The 19,070-nt window shown below is 31.9% G+C and carries 17 protein-coding genes and 1 pseudogene; 10 read left to right on the top strand and 8 right to left on the bottom strand.

The features are described from left to right. The first annotated feature begins 84 nt into the window (after window positions 1-84). The 5 genes from WG945_RS05455 (at window position 85) to WG945_RS05435 (ending at window position 7,903) form a co-directional block, all read left to right on the top strand. Entirely contained in the window at window positions 85-498 is a 414-nt protein-coding gene (locus tag WG945_RS05455) for an HYC_CC_PP family protein (protein ID WP_068450860.1), read from the top strand. A 109-nt stretch (window positions 499-607) separates the two neighbouring features. Next, window positions 608-4,396, top strand: a complete 3,789-nt coding sequence (locus WG945_RS05450; protein ID WP_068450861.1) for an efflux RND transporter permease subunit — start codon at window positions 608-610, stop codon at window positions 4,394-4,396. A gap of 16 nt (window positions 4,397-4,412) precedes the next feature. Then, window positions 4,413-5,654 carry a TolC family protein gene (locus WG945_RS05445; protein ID WP_068450863.1) on the top strand — a complete coding sequence of 414 codons (1,242 nt, stop codon included), beginning with the start codon at window positions 4,413-4,415 and terminating at the stop codon, window positions 5,652-5,654. Between the two features lie 3 nt (window positions 5,655-5,657). Next, complete coding sequence (locus WG945_RS05440) at window positions 5,658-7,436, top strand: efflux RND transporter periplasmic adaptor subunit (protein ID WP_068450865.1); 1,779 nt, start codon at window positions 5,658-5,660, stop codon at window positions 7,434-7,436. 35 nt (window positions 7,437-7,471) lie between these two features. After that, window positions 7,472-7,903, top strand: coding sequence for a heavy-metal-associated domain-containing protein (locus WG945_RS05435; protein ID WP_068450868.1), 432 nt, complete (start codon window positions 7,472-7,474; stop codon window positions 7,901-7,903). Window positions 7,904-8,306: 403 nt separating this feature from the next. Here WG945_RS05435 and WG945_RS05430 read toward each other — a convergent pair whose 3' ends face one another. Continuing rightward, the gene (locus WG945_RS05430) at window positions 8,307-8,645 is read right to left on the bottom strand and encodes a helix-turn-helix domain-containing protein (protein WP_157603688.1); all 339 of its coding nucleotides are present in this window, start codon (window positions 8,643-8,645) and stop codon (window positions 8,307-8,309) included. Window positions 8,646-9,067: 422 nt separating this feature from the next. Between WG945_RS05430 and WG945_RS05425 the strand changes: the two are divergent. After that, a pseudogene (locus tag WG945_RS05425) lies at window positions 9,068-10,032 on the top strand (IS110 family transposase). 121 nt (window positions 10,033-10,153) lie between these two features. On the opposite strand, the gene WG945_RS05420 reads toward WG945_RS05425, so the two are convergent. The 6 genes from WG945_RS05420 to WG945_RS05395 form a co-directional block, all read right to left on the bottom strand. Next, complete coding sequence (locus WG945_RS05420) at window positions 10,154-10,594, bottom strand: hypothetical protein (protein ID WP_231874699.1); 441 nt, start codon at window positions 10,592-10,594, stop codon at window positions 10,154-10,156. Next, window positions 10,588-10,935 carry a hypothetical protein gene (locus tag WG945_RS05415; RefSeq protein WP_068452119.1) on the bottom strand — a complete coding sequence of 116 codons (348 nt, stop codon included), beginning with the start codon at window positions 10,933-10,935 and terminating at the stop codon, window positions 10,588-10,590. The genes WG945_RS05420 and WG945_RS05415 overlap by 7 nt, the downstream gene beginning before the upstream one ends. Window positions 10,936-11,289: 354 nt before the next feature. Continuing rightward, complete coding sequence (locus WG945_RS05410; protein WP_068452122.1) at window positions 11,290-12,366, bottom strand: Fic family protein; 1,077 nt, start codon at window positions 12,364-12,366, stop codon at window positions 11,290-11,292. 278 nt (window positions 12,367-12,644) lie between these two features. Continuing rightward, window positions 12,645-13,325: a type 1 glutamine amidotransferase domain-containing protein gene (locus tag WG945_RS05405; RefSeq protein ID WP_231874700.1), complete on the bottom strand. Its 681-nt coding sequence runs from the start codon at window positions 13,323-13,325 to the stop codon at window positions 12,645-12,647. A gap of 175 nt (window positions 13,326-13,500) precedes the next feature. Then, on the bottom strand, window positions 13,501-14,022 hold the full coding sequence (locus tag WG945_RS05400; RefSeq protein WP_340867006.1) for a Crp/Fnr family transcriptional regulator: 522 nt from the start codon (window positions 14,020-14,022) through the stop codon (window positions 13,501-13,503). Window positions 14,023-14,250: 228 nt separating this feature from the next. Continuing rightward, window positions 14,251-14,442: a hypothetical protein gene (locus WG945_RS05395; RefSeq protein WP_068452127.1), complete on the bottom strand. Its 192-nt coding sequence runs from the start codon at window positions 14,440-14,442 to the stop codon at window positions 14,251-14,253. A gap of 164 nt (window positions 14,443-14,606) precedes the next feature. On the opposite strand from WG945_RS05395, the gene WG945_RS05390 reads away from it, so the two are divergent. The 4 genes from WG945_RS05390 (at window position 14,607) to WG945_RS05375 (ending at window position 17,844) form a co-directional block, all read left to right on the top strand. Beyond that, complete coding sequence (locus WG945_RS05390) at window positions 14,607-14,735, top strand: hypothetical protein (RefSeq protein ID WP_262501971.1); 129 nt, start codon at window positions 14,607-14,609, stop codon at window positions 14,733-14,735. 118 nt (window positions 14,736-14,853) lie between these two features. Beyond that, the gene (locus WG945_RS05385; RefSeq protein ID WP_068452130.1) at window positions 14,854-15,987 is read left to right on the top strand and encodes a low temperature requirement protein A; all 1,134 of its coding nucleotides are present in this window, start codon (window positions 14,854-14,856) and stop codon (window positions 15,985-15,987) included. A gap of 197 nt (window positions 15,988-16,184) precedes the next feature. Next, window positions 16,185-16,904 carry a putative quinol monooxygenase gene (locus WG945_RS05380; RefSeq protein ID WP_082864309.1) on the top strand — a complete coding sequence of 240 codons (720 nt, stop codon included), beginning with the start codon at window positions 16,185-16,187 and terminating at the stop codon, window positions 16,902-16,904. 49 nt (window positions 16,905-16,953) lie between these two features. Further along, window positions 16,954-17,844 (top strand): helix-turn-helix domain-containing protein, encoded by an 891-nt coding sequence (locus WG945_RS05375; protein WP_340867004.1) that lies wholly within the window; start codon window positions 16,954-16,956, stop codon window positions 17,842-17,844. A gap of 146 nt (window positions 17,845-17,990) precedes the next feature. Here WG945_RS05375 and WG945_RS05370 read toward each other — a convergent pair whose 3' ends face one another. After that, on the bottom strand, window positions 17,991-19,001 hold the full coding sequence (locus WG945_RS05370; RefSeq protein ID WP_068452136.1) for a zinc-binding alcohol dehydrogenase family protein: 1,011 nt from the start codon (window positions 18,999-19,001) through the stop codon (window positions 17,991-17,993). Window positions 19,002-19,070 lie beyond the last annotated feature (69 nt).

Raw genomic sequence — 19,070 nt, 5'->3', positions numbered from 1 at the left:
TATAAAAATGGTGTTTTGTATAATTCGTTAAATTTTTCTAAAGTAAAATTTTATTATTAAATTTTGTATACCTTTGCTATTAATATGAAGCAAATTTCACATAAAATAATGTCAATTGTAATGGCTGTTGTAGTTCTATTTTCTACAATGTCATTCAATGTCAGTATGCATTATTGTGGTGATACCTTGGTGGAAACTGCTATGTTTCAAAAGGCAGAAGGTTGCGGAATGGAAATGCAAAAGCCTTTAAGGGAAGATTGTTCAATTACAAAAAAGAATTGTTGTAATGATGAACAAGTTGTTGTAGAAGGTCAAAATGAATTACAACATCATATTGATACCATTTCTTTTGAACAACAAGTTTTTTTAGCTTCATTTATTCATGCTTACATCAACCTTTTTGAAGGTTTAGACAACAACGTATCTTCTTATGAAGAATACGAACCACTACTCGCTAACAGGCAAATATTTAAGTTAGACGAGACTTATTTAATCTGATTTTTTTAACAATAGACTGTATTATCCAATGATTCACTTCATTAGGATGATTTCTTGTATTCGGTGTTTTTCTAACACCACTTTCTAATTGTTTTAAATATCAAGCGTCATGCTAAATAAGATTATTAAATATTTAATAGAAAATAAAATCGTATCGGTTTTATTGTTGGTCCTTTTTATAGGATGGGGAACCGTAAATGCACCATTTAATTGGGATACTGGCTTTTTACCAAGCAATCCTGTAGCTGTAGATGCAATACCAGATATTGGCGAAAACCAACAAATTGTATTCACGAAGTGGGATGGTCGTTCGCCTCAAGATATAGAAGATCAAATTACCTACCCACTAACCACTTCTTTACTTGGTATTCCTGGAGTAAAAACCATTCGTAGTTCATCTATGTTTGGGTTCTCTAGTATTTACATCATTTTTGAAGAAAACATTGAGTTTTATTGGAGCAGAAGCCGAATTTTAGAAAAACTAAACTCCTTACCTAGCAATTTATTACCAGAAGGAATTAATCCTGCTTTAGGACCAGATGCTACAGGATTAGGGCAGATTTATTGGTATACTTTAGAAGGTAGAGATAAAGAAGGAAACGTTACTGGTGGCTGGGATTTACAAGAATTACGCAGCATACAAGATTACTATGTAAAATACGGTTTATCCTCTGCAAGTGGTGTATCCGAAGTGGCTTCTATTGGTGGTTATGTACAAGAATATCAAATTGATGTGAACCCAGAATTAATGCGTCAATACAATATTGGGTTAAACCAAGTTGTAAAAGCAGTTAAGGACAGTAATAAAGATATTGGTGCACAGACATTAGAAATTAATAAAGTTGAATATTTAGTTCGTGGTTTAGGTTATGTAAAATCTATTGAAGATATACAAAATGCAGTCGTTACTTCTAAAGATTTTACGGCTATTAAAATTAAAGATATTGCCAAAGTAACTTTAGGTCCTGCCGCTAGACGCGGGATATTAGACAAAGAAGGTGCAGAAGTTGTTGGTGGTGTTGTAGTGGCAAGATATGGTGCAAACGCTATGGAAGTAATTACGAATGTAAAAGCCCAAATAGAAGAATTAAAAGGTGGTTTACCTTCTAAAGTTTTAGCAGACGGACGTACATCTCAATTAACAATCGTACCTTTTTATGATCGATCAGAATTAATTGTAGAAACTTTAGACACGCTTAGTGAAGCTTTAACCTTAGAAATCTTAATTACTATTTTGGTAATTATTGTGATGGTTTTTAATTTAAGAGCTTCTATTTTAATTTCGGGCTTGTTACCTGTAGCTATTTTAATGGTGTTTGTAACCATGAAACTCTTTAATGTAGATGCTAATATTGTGGCATTGTCTGGTATTGCCATCGCTATTGGTACCATGGTTGATGTTGGCGTTATTCTCGCCGAAAACATGATTCGCCATCTCGATGAACAGGAGAATGTCATTCCGACAGAACGAGGTACGAGTGACGAGGAATCTCAGAACAACAAACTATCTATAAACGAAGTTATTTACAACGCTACTGCAGAAGTTTCTGGCGCTATTTTAACTGCTGTTTTAACAACTATAATCAGTTTTGTACCTGTATTTACAATGATTGGTGCCGAGGGTAAATTGTTTAGACCTTTGGCTTTTACAAAAACAATGGCGTTATCAGCTTCTTTAGTGATTGCTTTGTTTATAATTCCGCCTTTAGCAGCTTTTTTATTCCGTAAAACAACGCTAAAAAACTCGTTTAAATACATTGTAAGTGGTGCTTTAATTCTTGCAGGAATTGTAATTGTGATAAGTGGTCATTATTTAGGGATTATTTTAATTGCATTCGGAATTTCTGCCTTATTAGGTGTTTTAGGAAAGCTAGATGCTAAAAAAGTCAATCTAGTTAATATCATTATTTCATCAATTGCCATTGTATTTCTATTGGCAGAATATTGGAGACCTTTAGGTTTTAATCGTAGCATCTTCATCAACCTTATTTTTGTGGCTATTATTTGCTTCGGAATTTTAGGAATATTCTCAGTTTTTAGAAAATATTATGGTCGAATTTTACAATGGGCTTTGGCAAACAAAATGTTGTTTTTAATGATTCCGATAACAGTGCTTATCTCTGGATTTTGGATTATGAAAAATACAGGTAAAGAGTTTATGCCTTCTTTAAATGAAGGTTCTTTTCTACTCATGCCAACATCGTTGCCACATGCTGGTGTAGCAGAAAACAAACGTGTGTTACAGCAATTAGATATGGCGGTTGCTACCATTCCGGAAATTGAAATGGTGGTTGGTAAAGCGGGTAGAACAGAATCTTCTTTAGATCCGGCACCTTTATCGATGTACGAAAACATGATTCAGTATAAACCAGAATACATGCGTAATTCCGAAGGAAAAAGACAACGTTATAAAGTAAATGCTGATGGTTTGTTTGAATTAAAAACGAATGTCATTCCAACAGACGAGGAATCTCATAATAACAAAACAAAACGTTTTACTGCTGATGGAACCTCTATTGAAAGCTCTCAATTAATAGAAGACAACGACGGAGAATTCTTTAGAAACTGGCGACCAGAAATTAAAAGTCCAGATGATATTTGGAAAGAAATTATTAAAGTTACCAAATTACCAGGTGTTACTTCTGCTCCGAAATTACAACCTATAGAAACCAGATTGGTGATGCTACAAACAGGTATGCGTGCACCCATGGGAATTAAAGTAAAAGGACAAGATTTAAAACAAATTGAAGCTTTTGGTTTAGAGTTAGAACGCTTTTTAAAACAAGCGGAAGGTGTTAAGATAGAAGCTGTTTTTGCGGATAGAATTGTTGGGAAACCTTATTTATTAATTGATATTGATAGAGAAAAAATAGCACGTTATGGTATTTCTATTGACGAGGTACAAAGTGTACTAAAAGTTGCTATTGGTGGTATGGCTTTAACACAAACCGTTGAAGGTAGAGAGCGTTATGGCGTTAGAGTACGTTACCCTAGAGAATTACGTGGCAATCCAGAAGATATTAAAGATATTTATATTCCTTTAGAAAAGGGAAATCCTGTGCCTTTAAGTGAATTAGCGACTATTAAATATGAACAAGGCCCGCAAGTGATAAAAAGTGAAGATACTTTTTTAGTGGGCTATGTTTTGTTTGATAAAATAGACGGTTTTGCAGAAGTTGATGTCGTTGAAAATGCGCAAGCGTTGTTTCAACAAAAAATAGATTCAGGAGAATTAACGGTTCCAAAAGGGATCAGTTATAAATTTACGGGTACTTATGAGAACCAACTAAGAGCAGAAAAAACACTAGCAGTGGTAATTCCTTTAGCATTAGCTATTATTTTCATGATACTGTATTTTCAGTTTAAATCGGTAACCACATCATTAATGGTATTTACCGGAATTGCGGTTGCATTTGCAGGTGGTTTTATTATGATTTGGTTATACGGACAAGATTGGTTTTTCAATTTTAGCTTCTTTGGCGAGAATATGCGAGATCTTTTCAATATGAAAACCATCAATTTAAGTGTTGCCGTTTGGGTTGGTTTTATTGCCTTATTTGGTATTGCAACAGATGACGGAGTTGTCATGGCAACGTACTTAACTCAGACTTTTGACCGTGAAAAACCATCAGATAAAATGAGCATAAGAGCTTCTGCTTTAGAAGCAGCTAAGAAACGTATCCGTCCGTGTTTAATGACAACGGTAACTACTATTTTGGCCTTATTGCCCGTTTTAACATCCACAGGAAAAGGAAGTGATATTATGATTCCGATGGCAATACCGATTTTTGGAGGAATGGTTATTGACATTACCTCCTACTTTATCGTACCAGTTTTATATAGCTGGAGAGAAGAGTTTAAGCTAAAGAGATTAGAGAAAAAAGAGCATAGAAGTTAGACTAAAAAAATATACAATGAAAAACTATAAAAATCATATAACACAGCTAGTTATCTTTCTTCTTTGTTCTTTCTTCTTTGTTCTACAAGGAAATTCTCAAGAACTAGAAACCTACATAAACATTGCTTTAGAAAACAATCCTGAAATTCAAAAATTTGAGTTACAATATCGTATTGCATCAGAAAAAGTAAATGAAGTCAACACCTTACCAAACACAGAATTTAGTGCAGGTTATTTTGTGTTAGAACCAGAAACAAGGACAGGAACACAACGTTTTAAAGTATCGGCAAAACAAATGTTGCCTTGGTTTGGAACCATTACATCTCGTGAAAATTATGCGAGTTCTTTGGCTGATACAAAGTATGAAGATATTGTAATTGCCAAACGAAAATTAATGGTTTCTGTATCAAAATCGTACTATAAATTATATGTAAACAAAGCCAAACAAGCTATTTTGGTTGAAAACAATAAACTGCTTAAAACGTATGAAACATTGGCATTAACGTCTATTGAAGTTGGTAAAGCTTCTGCAGTAGATCTTTTTAGATTGCAAATGCGTCAGAATGAATTAGAGCAATTAAGGTTGGTTTTAGAACAACAGTTTTTAACGGAACAAACAACTTTTAACAACCTTTTAAATAGAGAAAATACGATTAAAATTGATGTTGTAGATGCTTTGTTAATGCCTTCTAAAGGTTTTGACATTAACACTAATAATTTAGATTTACACCCCGAATTATTAAAATACGATAAACTATTTCAATCGGTAGCACAATCCGAATTAATGAATCAAAAAGAAAGTCAGCCTTCTTTTGGTTTTGGATTCGATTACATCAATATTCATGCAGGTCCAGACATCACTTTTAGTGAAAAAGGAAAAGATATTTTGATGCCAACAGTATCCTTATCAATTCCTATTTTTAATAAGAAGTACAAATCGAAAACGAAGCAAAATGAATTGCAACAACAAGAAATTGAAGCACAAAAACAAGAACGTTTAAACACTTTAGAAACCTTTTTAGATAAGGCCATAAACGATCGTATTTCGGCAAGAATCACTTACAATACACAAGTTAAAAACTTAAAACAAGCTAAGGCAGCAGAAGACATTTTAATTAAAAGTTATGAAACAGGAACGATTGATTTTAATGACGTTTTAGACATTCAAGAATTGCAATTAAAATTTCAAATGAATCAGATTGAAGCGGTAAAAAACTACTATTTTCAAACCACAAACATCAATTATTTAATCAATTAAATTATGAAAAAATATATCATTTACATCGTTCTTTTAGCTCTTGGGCTATTTTTAGGGTGGCTGCTTTTTGGAGGAAACACAGCACCTACAGAAACTGCGCACAAACATGATGTGGCTACAGAAACAAATCAAATGTGGACTTGTTCTATGCATCCTCAAATTATGCAACCAGAAGCAGGCGACTGTCCTATTTGTGGAATGGATTTAATTCCTGCTGCAAGCAGTGAAGAAGGATTGTTAGCAGATGAATTTAAGCTTTCTAAAAATGCCATGGCATTAGCAAACATACAAGTATCCATCGTTGGAAAAGGTATTTCTAATGCTAATTCTGGGACTGTTTTATCAGGAAAAATTACAGAGAATGAAAACGAAACAGCCACTATGCCAGCTCACTTTAATGGTAGAGTAGAAAAATTATTTGTAAATTCTTTGGGAGAACGTGTTAAAAAAGGACAAGCCGTTGCACAAATTTATTCTCCAGAATTAATTGCAGCGCAACAAGAATTAATTACTGCGTATACATTAAAAGAATCGCAACCTCAATTGTACAAAGCTGTTAAAAATAAGTTCAAAAATTGGATGATTCATGGCGCGCAGTTAACAGAAGTGGAACAAACAGGACACGTAAAAAATAGTTTTACCATTTATTCTCATGTAGCTGGCGTGGTTACAGAAATTGCCATCAATGAAGGTTCTCATATTATGGATGGGAAACCCATTTTTAAAGTCTCTAATTTACATAGCGTTTGGGCAAATTTTGATGTCTATGAAAATCAAATTAGTCAATTTAAAGAAGGGCAAGATATTGTAATCACAACAAATGCTTATTCAGATAAAGAATTTAAAGGGAAAGTCGATTTTATTGATCCTATCTTAGATAGTAAAACAAGAACGGTAAATTTAAGAGTCGTGTTAAATAATAAAAACGATCTTTTTAAACCAGGAATGTTTGTAGAAGGCAAAATTAAAAGAATTGATTCTTCAACTAAAAAGGAAGTTTTATCCATAGCTGCTTCGGCTGTTTTATGGACCGGAAAACGCTCTGTAGTCTATCTAAAAACAAACCCAAATGAACCTGTTTTTGAAATGCGTGAAATTACTGTAGGGAAACAAATAGGTGAAAATTATCTGGTTTTAGAAGGGCTAAATAATGGTGATGAAATTGTAACCAACGGAACCTTTACGGTAGATGCTGCTGCCCAATTACAAGGCAAAAAATCGATGATGAATAAAAAAGGTGGTAAAGTAATGACAGGTCATGAAGGACATATGGATATGAAAACCAATACTTCAGACACGAAGAAACCTTTAAATAAAAATGAAAGAATAGCTGTTTCTAAAGAGTTTCAAGATCAATTAAACGTGGTTTTTAATACTTATATTGAATTAAAGAATGCTTTGGCAATAGATAATACTCAGAACCTTAAAAAGCAATCGAAACATTTATTAACTGATTTAGGGAAAGTAGATATGAAGTTATTAAAGAGTAAAAATGCACATCAGCATTGGATGCCTTTAGAAAAAGAACTAAAAGCAACTGCTAATTTAATTTCTAATACAGATGATATTAAAGTTCAAAGAACCTATTTTAAGAATTTATCATCAAATATGGCCATTGCGTTAGAAGTGTTTGGTATTCATGAAAAAGTATATCATTTGTACTGCCCAATGTCTGATAATAACAAAGGTGCTTATTGGTTAAGTAAAGAAGAAAAAGTAGTAAATCCTTATTTTGGAGGTGCTATGTTAACCTGTGGAGAAGTAAAAAAAGTAATAGAATAATAAAAAATTAAATACTAATAATTAAATATAAATCAATGAAAAAAGTAATTTTAAGTTTAGCTATTATAGCTACAGTCGGTTTTACAAGTTGTAAAAATGAAACCAAACAAAAAACAAATACTACAGAAATTTCTAAAGAAGTAGCAAACGCTTCGCTAACTTTTGGAGTTAGAGGAAACTGTGGTATGTGTAAAAATACCATTGAAAAAGCAGCCAATGCTGTAGAAGGTGTTTCCAATGCCAATTGGAGTATTGATAAAAAGAAAATAGAAGTATCTTTTGATGATACTAAGACAGATGTAATGGCAATTCATACTGCAATTGCGGCTTCTGGTTATGATACAGAAAAAGTATCAGGAAGCGAAGAAGCATACAATGGTTTACCTGGTTGTTGTAAATATGATCATACAATGGCAATGAATCAGTCTGGAGAAGTAACAGCAGATGATCATGCTAATCACGATTAATCTAAAAGAGTACTTTTGGGTTTTATTTCTAATATCGTCAGTTTTATATTAGAAAAATTACACTCCCCCTTTACTGTGTAATTTAAAATTACAGGATTAGACTTTTATTGTTTAATCCTGTTTTTTTTAAGAAATAGTGCTTATTTCTTTAGTTTTATTTTAGTAATAGATTGGAGTGTTATTATTAGAGGAGTAAATAATAGTAATCTATTTGTTATTTTCTTGTGGCTAATTCGTATTTCTTAGTACTGGGTTTGTTAGTATTCTTAATATGAAATGAGTTGGTATAGTTTTATAGTTATGATTAGAAAATCATTTTATGACTTAAGAAAAACTACATAAATTATAAGGAAATAAAAGTATTACTTAAATATTTTATATAATTTCTAAAGTCATTACAATACTAAATAGATTTATTTCTTATATCTGTAATGAACTCTGAAGGACATAAACCTGTAAATTTTTTAAAATTTGTAGAGAATTTACTATGAGAACGGAAACCGCATTTATTTGCTAGATAACTAATTTTATAATTTAAATAATCTTTGTCTGTAGTTAATTTTTCTTTAATATATTGTATTCTCAATTCATTAATATAATTGTTGTAATCTGTATTTTTATGTTTTTTAATAAAAGATCTCAAATAGGTAGTATTTGTATTTAGTAAACTAATTAGAGTAGGCAAAGACATATTTTTATCTAAATAATGCTTAGATTCTTCAAATTCTTTTATTTTCTGCATCAACTCGCTTTCTATTTTTTCAGAAAGAATATCAGGTGATGAATTATCCTTATGATTAATAGGTCTGTTTTTTTGTATCTGAAACAGTTTTTTTTGGATAAAGTAAACTCCAAAAAATAACAATATTAATAATATAATATATAATAAATTATTATTAGAAGGCTTTTTGTTTTGTTGTTTATTTAGTGTCTTATATACGGCTTAAGTTAGCATTTTATAATAAAAGACTAAGTTTAAGTATATAAATCAGAAAGAATAAAAGAGAGAATTAAGGTTAATATATACGGTGAAGCCAAGACTTCGACAACATTGATAATCCTCTCTCTTTTCTACTAAAAATCACGTTCAGTTCTGTGAGACCTAGATCTCGATTTCAAGTTGTTGTGAGTAAAAGTAGGTTATTCTTTCATAAATCAGTTCTTATGAATAAATATAAGGAAATTTTTGGAGTTGACATCAGTAAAGACGTTTTTGATGTTTATGGAAGTAGAAGTGGTCATGATCAATTTAAAAATGATGAATTAGGGTTTAAAACCTTCTTAAAAAGTTTACCTAAAAACTCATTAGTAATTATGGAATCAACAGGTTATTACCATTATAGATTAGCTCAGTTTTTATACAAGCAAAGCATTTTTGTATCGGTTGTAAATCCTTTATCAGTCAAGCGATTTATCCAAATGAAATTATCTAAAGTAAAGACGGATAAAAGTGATGCGAAGGCTATTTGTGAATATGGAACCATTAATGAAGTTCCATTGTATACGGCTCTTACCAATGTTCAGAGCGAGTGTTTACAGTTGTTTAGATTATTAGATAGTAATATTAAAAAACGTACAGCGGTTAAGAATAAAAATCATGGAGAAGAAGTTTTAGGGATTCCTTCTAAGTGGGTTTATGGTTCATTAAAACGGACTAAAAAACATTTAGATAAAGAGATTTTAGGAATCGAAAAGTATTATCGTTAGTAAAACAAGACCAGCAAGCACAGTTAACATTACTAACAAGTATTCCAGGAATAGGATTGAAAACGGCATTGTTTTTAATCGTAATTACTGATGGATTTAAGAAGTTTGAAACGGCTTCACAATTATGTAGTTATGTAGGGATTACTCCAACGATAAGAGTATCTGGAAGTAGTGTACGGGGAAGAAGTAGAATAAGTAAAGTGGGAAATAGGAAGTTACGCAACCTCTTGTTTCTCTGTACTTTTACAGCTTGTAAGCATAATAAAGCATGTCGCGATATTTATGAGCGAATTGTTAACAAGGGTAAGAGTAAGAAATTGGCATTAATAGCGGTTTCAAATAAATTGATAAGACAGAGTTTTGCTATTGCAAAATCAGGTTTACCATATGACGAAACGTACGTTTCTGTTTTATCAAAATAAGTAGTATTTACATAAAAAATAAAAGCTCAAAATACTAATTGATAGCATTATGAGCCTAAAATAATAGTGCGTAAATTTAATGAAGAAAAGAGTTGTTTTTTAGCTCAGTTCTTTGTTGTGGTTAGTTTTTTTCAGTTATTGGAATTCCATAAGGACCATTTTCAGATGTTGATTTTGAGTAAGATTTTCGGTTTTTTAAATCCATAATCAGAAAATCAATCCCGTTTAGTTTTATACTTATTTCGTTTCCGTTCCAATCAATTTCTATGTCCTTATTTTCAATTTCTCGTTGGATAGAGAATTCATTCGAATACCTTTTCATTAATGGCGCAGAAATAGCGTTATTGATATAGTCTTTTATTTCTTTACTTGACTCAACAAGAGTTCCACGAGAACATATAAATCCGTCAAATTCAATTCCGATACTTTCCTCCGAATGTTTTAAGACATAGGCCCAAACAGAATGGTCATCGCCTTCGACAATGACCTCTCGATTTTGTTCTTCATTTATTTTAGATAAATAGATTTCGTTCATTTTAGACTTCTTGATTTGTTTTACCATAAATGTGGTTTTGCAAAATAAAGCCAACTACACCATAAAGTCCAAAAGCAACTGAATAAAATTCCGATTACGAAGAATATCATTCGGAACCTTTTAATTCCGACTTTATTTTTCAGGTAATACCAGTCAAATAATTCCAATAAAATTCCTAATGAATAAAAAATATTTGCTCCAATTCCCCAAATCAAAATTCCGATTGTATCGTCTATTGTCCAAGAGTATTCTCCTCTTGAAAGTCCATCGTAAATTCCAAAAATCCCGAAAAGTCCAACAGCAACATTATAAATCCATCTTTTGGATTCCCACCATTTTATGTTCGATTTTAATTGTTCTATCGTCATTTTTTAAAATTAACCACAACGTGTTTGTGTAATAAAAGTTGCGATTTATGTGAACGGCTATTTTCCGCAGGAAAATAGGGGTTTACAAAAATGCGACTAGTTTTGATAAGGCACAATTTAGCAATTTTTTATAAACGGTGTTGCAAGTAGTTGGTTTTTTTCAGCTTGTAGCACTTTTTCAATTTTTCAAAATTCAAGTGTCTGAGTGGTTTCCGCCAATTACTTGCAACGGTTTTGTGTATGAGAAGTTGCGGTTTTGTGTGCGAGGATTTTCCGCAGGAAAATCAGACGTAACAAAATTGCAACTACCTTAGGTTAAGCACTAATTTAGCAATTTTTACTACACGTTGTTGGCTAAAGTACTTTTTTTGTTAAAATCGTATATAATTTTTCATTGACATAGTAATTTCCTGTTCCAAGTTTCTGTTTTGTTAGAATTCCGTCTTTCGCAAGTCTATTTAAATAATTAGCAGCTGTAATTCTTGATACTCCTAAATCTCTTTCTATAAACTCAATTTTTGTGTATGGATGTTGAAATAAATTATTCAATAAATCTTGACTATAAAATTTATAATTATCTCTAATTATGTGTTTATATTCAAGCATTAATTTCTGAATATCTTTTATTAGAATTATAGTTTGTTTAGAGGTTTGCTCGACTGCTTTGATAATATAGATTAACCAATTTTCCCAATTGTCAGTTATTCTAACTTCTTGTAATAATTCATAATATTTAGCTTTATTTTCAATAATGAACCTACTCAAATATAAAATAGGTAAATCAAGTAAATCTTTCATTACTAAATAAAGCACATTAATAATTCTTCCTGTTCTACCATTACCGTCATAAAAAGGGTGGATACTTTCAAATTGATAATGTATAATAGCCATTTTTACTATTGGGTCAAAGTCAGATAAAGTATCGTCATTAATAAATTGTTCTAAATTAGACATTAAATTTTTTATAGTTTCAAGGTCTTGTGGCGGAGTATAAATTGTTTCTCCAGTTTTAGCATTTTTTAATGCAGTTCCAGGTACTTTTCTAAAACCAGCATTGTTTTTTTCTAATTCAGATTGTATTTGGATAATGTCATTATTTGTTAAAATATTTCTTTTTGAAATTAATGAATACCCAATTTTTAATGCAGAAATATAATTTTGAACTTCTTTAGCATCTAACGATTTTACTCCATCTAAATTTAGTTCAGCTTTATAAAGATCATCGTGTGTTGTGATGATATTTTCAATTTCAGAACTATCTTTTGCTTCTTGTAAACCTAATGTATTAATTAGGATATTTTCATTTGGAATACTAGATACTAAACCTTTTAATTCAGCTAATGCTCTATGAGCTTCATTTAATTTTTTAAGAACATTTTTTGTTTCAATGTCTTTTTTTAAAGGAAGTTTTTCAAGTTTAAAGTCATTCATAATGATAAGAAATTCTATTTTTCTTTACAAAGGTAATTTATAATGATAAGAAAATGGACTTTTCTTTACATAATAATTTTAAATGATAAGTTATTTGACTTTTCTTTACATTAAATTTTCCAAGCTCACTGAAGTGTTTTTGGCAACGTATTTGTGTATGAGTATTAGCGAAATTTTTGCGATCACTTTCGGAAAGTAATTTACAAAATAAAAAAGAATAGCGACTTGAATTAAAAAACCAAGTCGCTATTACTTATACACGTTATTGTGAGTAGTTTTTACTTTAACTTTTCTAGTAATAGTTCGGCAACTGGTTCTGAAGATGCAGGATTTTGTCCGGTTATTAACAAACCATCTTCGACCGCATAAGGACTCCAGTCTGCTTTTTTAGTGTAAATTCCACCATTACTCTTTAACATTTCTTCAACCAAAAATGGAACAACAGAAGTTAGTTGAACAGCTTCTTCTTCTCCGTTTGTAAATCCAGTTACTTTTTTCCCATTAACCAAAGATGTCCCATCCGTATTTTTTGTGTTTTTAAAAATTGCAGGAGCGTGACAAACAGCAGCAACAGGTTTATTGTTGTTATAAAAATCTTCTATTAAGGCAATTGAGTTTTCATCTTCAGCTAAATCCCATACAACACCGTGTCCACCAGGATAAAATACTGCGTCATAATCTGCTTGATTTACAGTTTCCAATTTTATTGTTTTAGATAAGATCTCTTTAGTTTCTTTATCATCATTAAATCTTATGGTTGCTGGAGTTTGGAAATCTGGTTCATTACTTTTTGGGTCAATTGGAGGTTGTCCACCTTTTGGAGATGCCATAGTAATTTCAATTCCTTTATCTTTTAATAAGTAATAAGGTGCTGCAAATTCTTCAATCCAAAAACCAGTTTTCAATCCAGTATCTCCTAAATCTTCGTGATTAGTTAATACAAATAATACTTTTTTCATTGTTTTGCTTTTTTTTGTGTTAATACTTAATTTTTTTTCATTAGAATTATTTTCTTTTGTGTTTTTACCACAAGAGGATAATAAAGCTAAATCGATTATAATTGTTGTTATTCTTTTGATTAGAGACAAAATTACTTTCAAATTAAGTACTAAAAATTGATGTATGGTAATAAAATCAATTATGAGATATTTCTTTTCTAATTCTACTTAAGCTTTCGGTAGTAATTCCTAGATAAGAAGCTATATGGTAATTTTTTACAGTCTGTTCAATTTTTGGGTAAGTGCTAATAAAAGAAACGTATCTTTCTTTAGCTGATTGGGCTAAATTTGCTAATATTCTTTTTTGAAAGCTAGCAAAAGCTCTTTCCATTTTTTTTCTGAAAAAAGTTTCTAATTGTGGAATCTCTACAAATAAATCTTCCATACTTTTTTTGGAAATTTCATACAAAGTTGCTTCCTGAATAGTTTCAATATACATAATCGCTTTGGATGCTGTGAAGAAAGCCGTATAATCGCTTATCCACCAATCATTAATGGCGAATTGCAAAGTATGTTCTTTACCAGATTTGTCAATAAAGTAAGTTCTTAAACATCCGTTGTAAACATAATATTGACTGTTCACTTTATCATCTGCTTTTAATATTGTAGTCCCTTTTTTTAACTTGAGTTTTTTAAGTTTACTTTCAATAATATTCATTTCTTTTTTTGAAAAAGAAATGCCCTTAAAAATTTCTAATATTATTGAATTTTCGATGTTCATTTAAATTACTCGCAACGGTCTCGTTTATCGCCATTTGGCGGAGTAAGAGACGCGAATTTGTCGGCTTAGTATTGGTTTGTTGGTAAAGTTAATTATTTTCTTACTAACGAAGCCGCTTATTGGCGATGAACCGTTGTTGTGTGCAGGCTTATTAATATTAATGTTTTAATTATGCTTTTTCACATTATTTTGGTAATCCGACAAGCAGCTTGGAAATACTGGTAATAACTTTTGCTTTTGTTCTTCAATTCCAATTTTAATAATCTCGATATATTCCGCTAGAGTGAATTCCGCTTGAATCTTTGCAGTTAAACATTTATGATACCCTTTAGTCAAATCAGGATATTTTACTGCCATTTCTTTAGAATCTGCTAAACATTTTTCCGTTAATATATTAGCGCTTTCATTTGTACAACTTTGGTTTTTTGGTTCAGCCAGTACGGGTTTTATTACCTTACAGGGCAGAATTGGTAGGAGACATTCAAAGAAGCAGGTGACACGGTGGCGTTATTGATCTAATAATGGATTTAGTAGGTGGAATGGTTGGAATTGCCAATTTTATTTCTGAAGAAGATAAATTAGTAAGTATTAATCTTAGAATTGATTATTTACAGGGTGCAAAGGCATTTAATTATTTTAAGATAATTTAGTACATTTGGGCAATAGATTAATGATAACAACTATGTAGGCTTTCCAGGAAGGTCAATTGGTTGCTGAAGAAAAAGTCGTTTACAATTTCTTTAAAAGTAAATCCTAAAAATTTAATATTTGGAATATTTTCTAAAACACCGACATGCTACCTGGCTCGAACTATTCTTCGACCTAGTTTTTGTATCCAGCATTGGAGTAGTGACTCATAATCTGGCGCATACTCATAATAATCATTTAACTTCTGAACAGATTTGGCTATTCCCTTTACAATTTATTATAATCTGGTGGATCTGGACTGTACATACCTTATTTTCCAATCGATTCAATCATGATAATAGGATTGAAAGAATCTTTAGTCTTACCATTATGTTCTTGATGATAGTCATGGCTGCATTTTTTGGAGATGATCTCTTTCAGAATTATCCTGCCTTTGTCGGTTTTTATGCGGTTATAAAGTTAATATTGGTGTTTTTATTTTTTAGAGCATCTAATCAAGACCAGCACTCTGTAAGTTATGCTAGGAAAAGTGGTTATGTAATTCTTTTCGGCACGGGAATTTCAGCTTTTTCCATTTTCATGGAAACCCCCTTAAGGGAAATTATTTTGGTTTCCGGAATTCTAATTGAAATGCTCGGTATTTATCTTGTAAGTACACGGAATTTGGAGAAACCAAAACCGGTCCATCGCGAACATCTGGTAGAACGAATAGGATTGTCTTCAATAATACTTCTGGGAGAATCTATTATAAGTCTTACAGGTACTTTAAGAAGTGTCAATTGGGACATTTTAAGTATTGTGGCAGCAGTTACGGGTTTTATTATGATTGGCCTTATTTGGTGGATATATTACGATAGTTTTCCTGTCAATGAGCGGATTAAATCTATGACCAACGGGTTTCCTATGTTGTATTCCCACTTGTTTTTAGCTATGGGTTTTGTAATCATGGCTAATGTGATTCGACATGCTATTTTAAATGATCTAAATATGAATGAGTTTAGAATTCTGGCGATTACTGGAATGAGCTTTTTTTACATCGGAAAACAAACCGTTTATATTGTTTTTATTCCTCCGTTCCGTAAAAGGATGACAATTAATACACTGGTATGTATTTTTATAACCATAGCATCTACCTTTTTGCCAAAAATAGAATATGCGCTTGTTGGAATTACAATAGGTATGCTGTTTTACACGTTTGCCAATTTCAAGTTTATCTTAACCAAGGATATATCTGAGTATGTTACGAAAGAATAAAAATATATAGGCTTGCGTACAGCGTTTAGTCTATGAAGCGTAGCGCCCGAATGTGAGCTATGATTTTATAAACAGTGTTATGGGCTTTATTACATTCTTCATTGTCACTGGAAAATTGTCCATGCTTAAGTTTCTTATCTCCATTCCAAGACCCCTTATTTAGTTCTACATTTGTAGTGTAACAAAAATAAGTCAAAATGAAATTTAAAAGTTTAATCAAATTAAGTAGCCTAGTTCTAATTCTAGGGATAACAATTCAAACATTTCCTCAATCTAAAAAAAGTAATATTATGGACAACACAAAAAATGAAAAAATCGGATTATTAGTAATCATGAAAGCGAAAGAAGGTAAGGAGCAAGAAGTAAAAGAGTTTCTTCTAGGTGGTTTATCATTGGTAAATGCAGAACCAAAAACTGAATCTTGGTTTGCATTTCAAATAGATGAACAAACTTTCGGAATTTATGACACATTTGAAACTGAAGAAGGCAGACAGGCACACTTAAAAGGAGAAGTGGCAAAAGCCTTATTGGCCAATGCTGGAGATCTTTTAGAAGGTTTTGATTCTAGCAGAGACATTAAGACTGTTGATGTTCAGGCAAGTAATCATAAAGTGGGTAATCAGAATAAGGGATTGTTGGTGATTATGAAAGCCAAAGAAGGAAAGACATCTGCAGTGGAGGATTTCTTACAAGCGGGCAAGTCATTGGTAAGTTCTGAGCCTGCAACTTTATCTTGGTATGCTATTAAAATCAATGAAGAAACCTATGCCATTTTCGATACGTTTGCAGATGACGCTGGCAGAGATGCTCATTTATCAGGGAAAGTAGCAGCAGCGTTGATGGAGAATGCGCCTGTAATTTTGGAAGGCTTTGATGCTTCAGCAATTCAAAAAATTAACATTCTAGCTTCAAAATAAATATTTGATTTAAGAAAGGAGTGCTTTTGGCACTCCTTTCTTATTAAATTTGAATGAGCTAAAAAATAAATTTAGTATGGCCCAAATAATTATAGACAAACAAAACGGGGAACTTGCGTTTAGATTAGAAGAATTCAACGACCTAAGCCAGTTTGATCATTTACAAAGAAGAAATTATTATTCTATCGTATTGTTATTTGGAATTAGCTATGAACTAAGCGTTGATTTTCAAAGTTTTGAATTGCAAGGAAATCAAATGATTTGTTTGGCTCCGTATCAACCTTTCATGATACGTTCTGAAGAAAAGTGTCAGGGTTATTTATTGAATTTTCATCCCGATTTTTTTTGTACATATAGACATCAAAACGAAATAGAGACCGAGGGATTCCTTTTTAATAATTTCCATGGTTTACCCTATTTTACTGTAAACGAGCAAAGCCTATTTCTTAATTTGATTGATCAAATTTCGAAAGAGATGGACAAAGACTCAATCGCTCAGCATGAAGTTCTTGTGGCATTTTTAAAAGTGTTTTTAATAGAAGCGGTCAGACATAAGAAACAATTCGATCAACAATTAACTCCCAGATTGTCAGATTCAAAAACAGAAATTTTACAAAATTTAGTCGATGCAATTGAGAGTAATTATTGCAAATTCCATTCTCCCCAAGAATACGCAGATGAACTATGTGTAAGTCCTAAAACTTTAGCCGGTATCGTCAAGAAATATCTCAATCAAACGACTTCATCCTTAATTTCAAATAGGATCATTATTGAGGCGAAACGAGAACTTTATCTAACTTCTAAACCAGTGAAACAAGTTGCTGCTTTTTTAGGTTATGACGATGAATTCTATTTCAGTCGTTTTTTTAAAAAGAAGGTAGGAGTATCACCTGATATTTATCGTAAGACAGTTGGTTTTGCTAAACTAGAGTCAAATTAATTGTTCATAACGTTTCGGGTATTGCCGAAGGCGGGGATTTTTAGCACAAAAGTTCAATCGAAGCCGTTCAGCACCGCTTTTGGTAATACCTTGTTAGCCGTTCGTCTTTTATTTCAGGTACTACTTTGTTTTCAACACAATCGATGTTAAAATTTGATTACTATTTTCCCGATTGTAGTTCTCGATTCTAATTGTTCGTGTGCTTCTCTTAAATTGGATACCGTAAACCCGGTTAAAACTCTTCCAACAGTTGATTGAAGCATTCCTTTGTTGAACCAATCTGCAACTTTATTTAGGATATGATGTTGGGCAATCATATCTTTTGTCTGAAACATAGAACGAGTAAACATTAGTTCCCAATAGAAACTAACACTTTTGCTTTTTAACAATCTAAGATTTATGGGCTGTGTTGGATCACTAATAGAGCCTATTTGACCTTGCGGTTTGATGAGTTTAGCAAACGCTTCCCAATATTGATTTAAATCAACAAAATCAACAATGATATCTACTGTTTCAAAGCCCAAATTATTAACATTTTCTACGAGGTTTTTATGATTAACAACATAGTCTGCACCCATTTTTTTGCACCAATTTATCGATTCTTTTCTTGAAGCAGTTGCTATTACTGTTAATCCCAAAATTTTCTTAGCAAGTTGTATTGCAATAGAACCCACACCGCCTGCTCCACCAACAATAAGTATGGATTTATTCTCATCTCTTTCCTTACTTAATCTCATTCTATCAATAAACAACTCATAAGCTGTAAGTGAGGTTAAAGGCAATGCTGCTGAATCTTCGTTGCTAATTGTTGGGGCAAATCCGACAATGCGTTCGTCAACCAATTGATATTCTTGGTTTGAACCACTTCTTGTGATGTCGCCAGCATACCATACCTTATCCCCTTTTTTAAACAGGGATACGTTGTCACCAACCATTTCAACAACACCCACAGCATCCCAGCCTATTATTTTTGGAATATCCTGTACCTTATCTTTGAGGCTACCTTGGCGGATTTTATAGTCCACGGGGTTTACGGAAATAGCTTCAACCCGTACTAACAAATCCCTGTTTGTTGGTAGGTGCTTTTCTGTTTCAACTTCGATAAAACTTTTTGGGTTGCTGATGGGCAACGATGTTTTAAATCCAATTACTTTCATTGTTTATTTTTTTGTTAATGTTTACTATGATGACGGCTAACGTTCTAGGCTATGATTAGTGGCGTGATT

Origin of the sequence: Polaribacter atrinae (assembly GCF_038023995.1) — a bacterium.
Lineage (GTDB): Bacteria > Bacteroidota > Bacteroidia > Flavobacteriales > Flavobacteriaceae > Polaribacter > Polaribacter atrinae.
The sequence above is the reverse complement of the archived record's forward strand: the minus strand, read 5'-3'. Positions and strand labels throughout refer to the sequence as shown.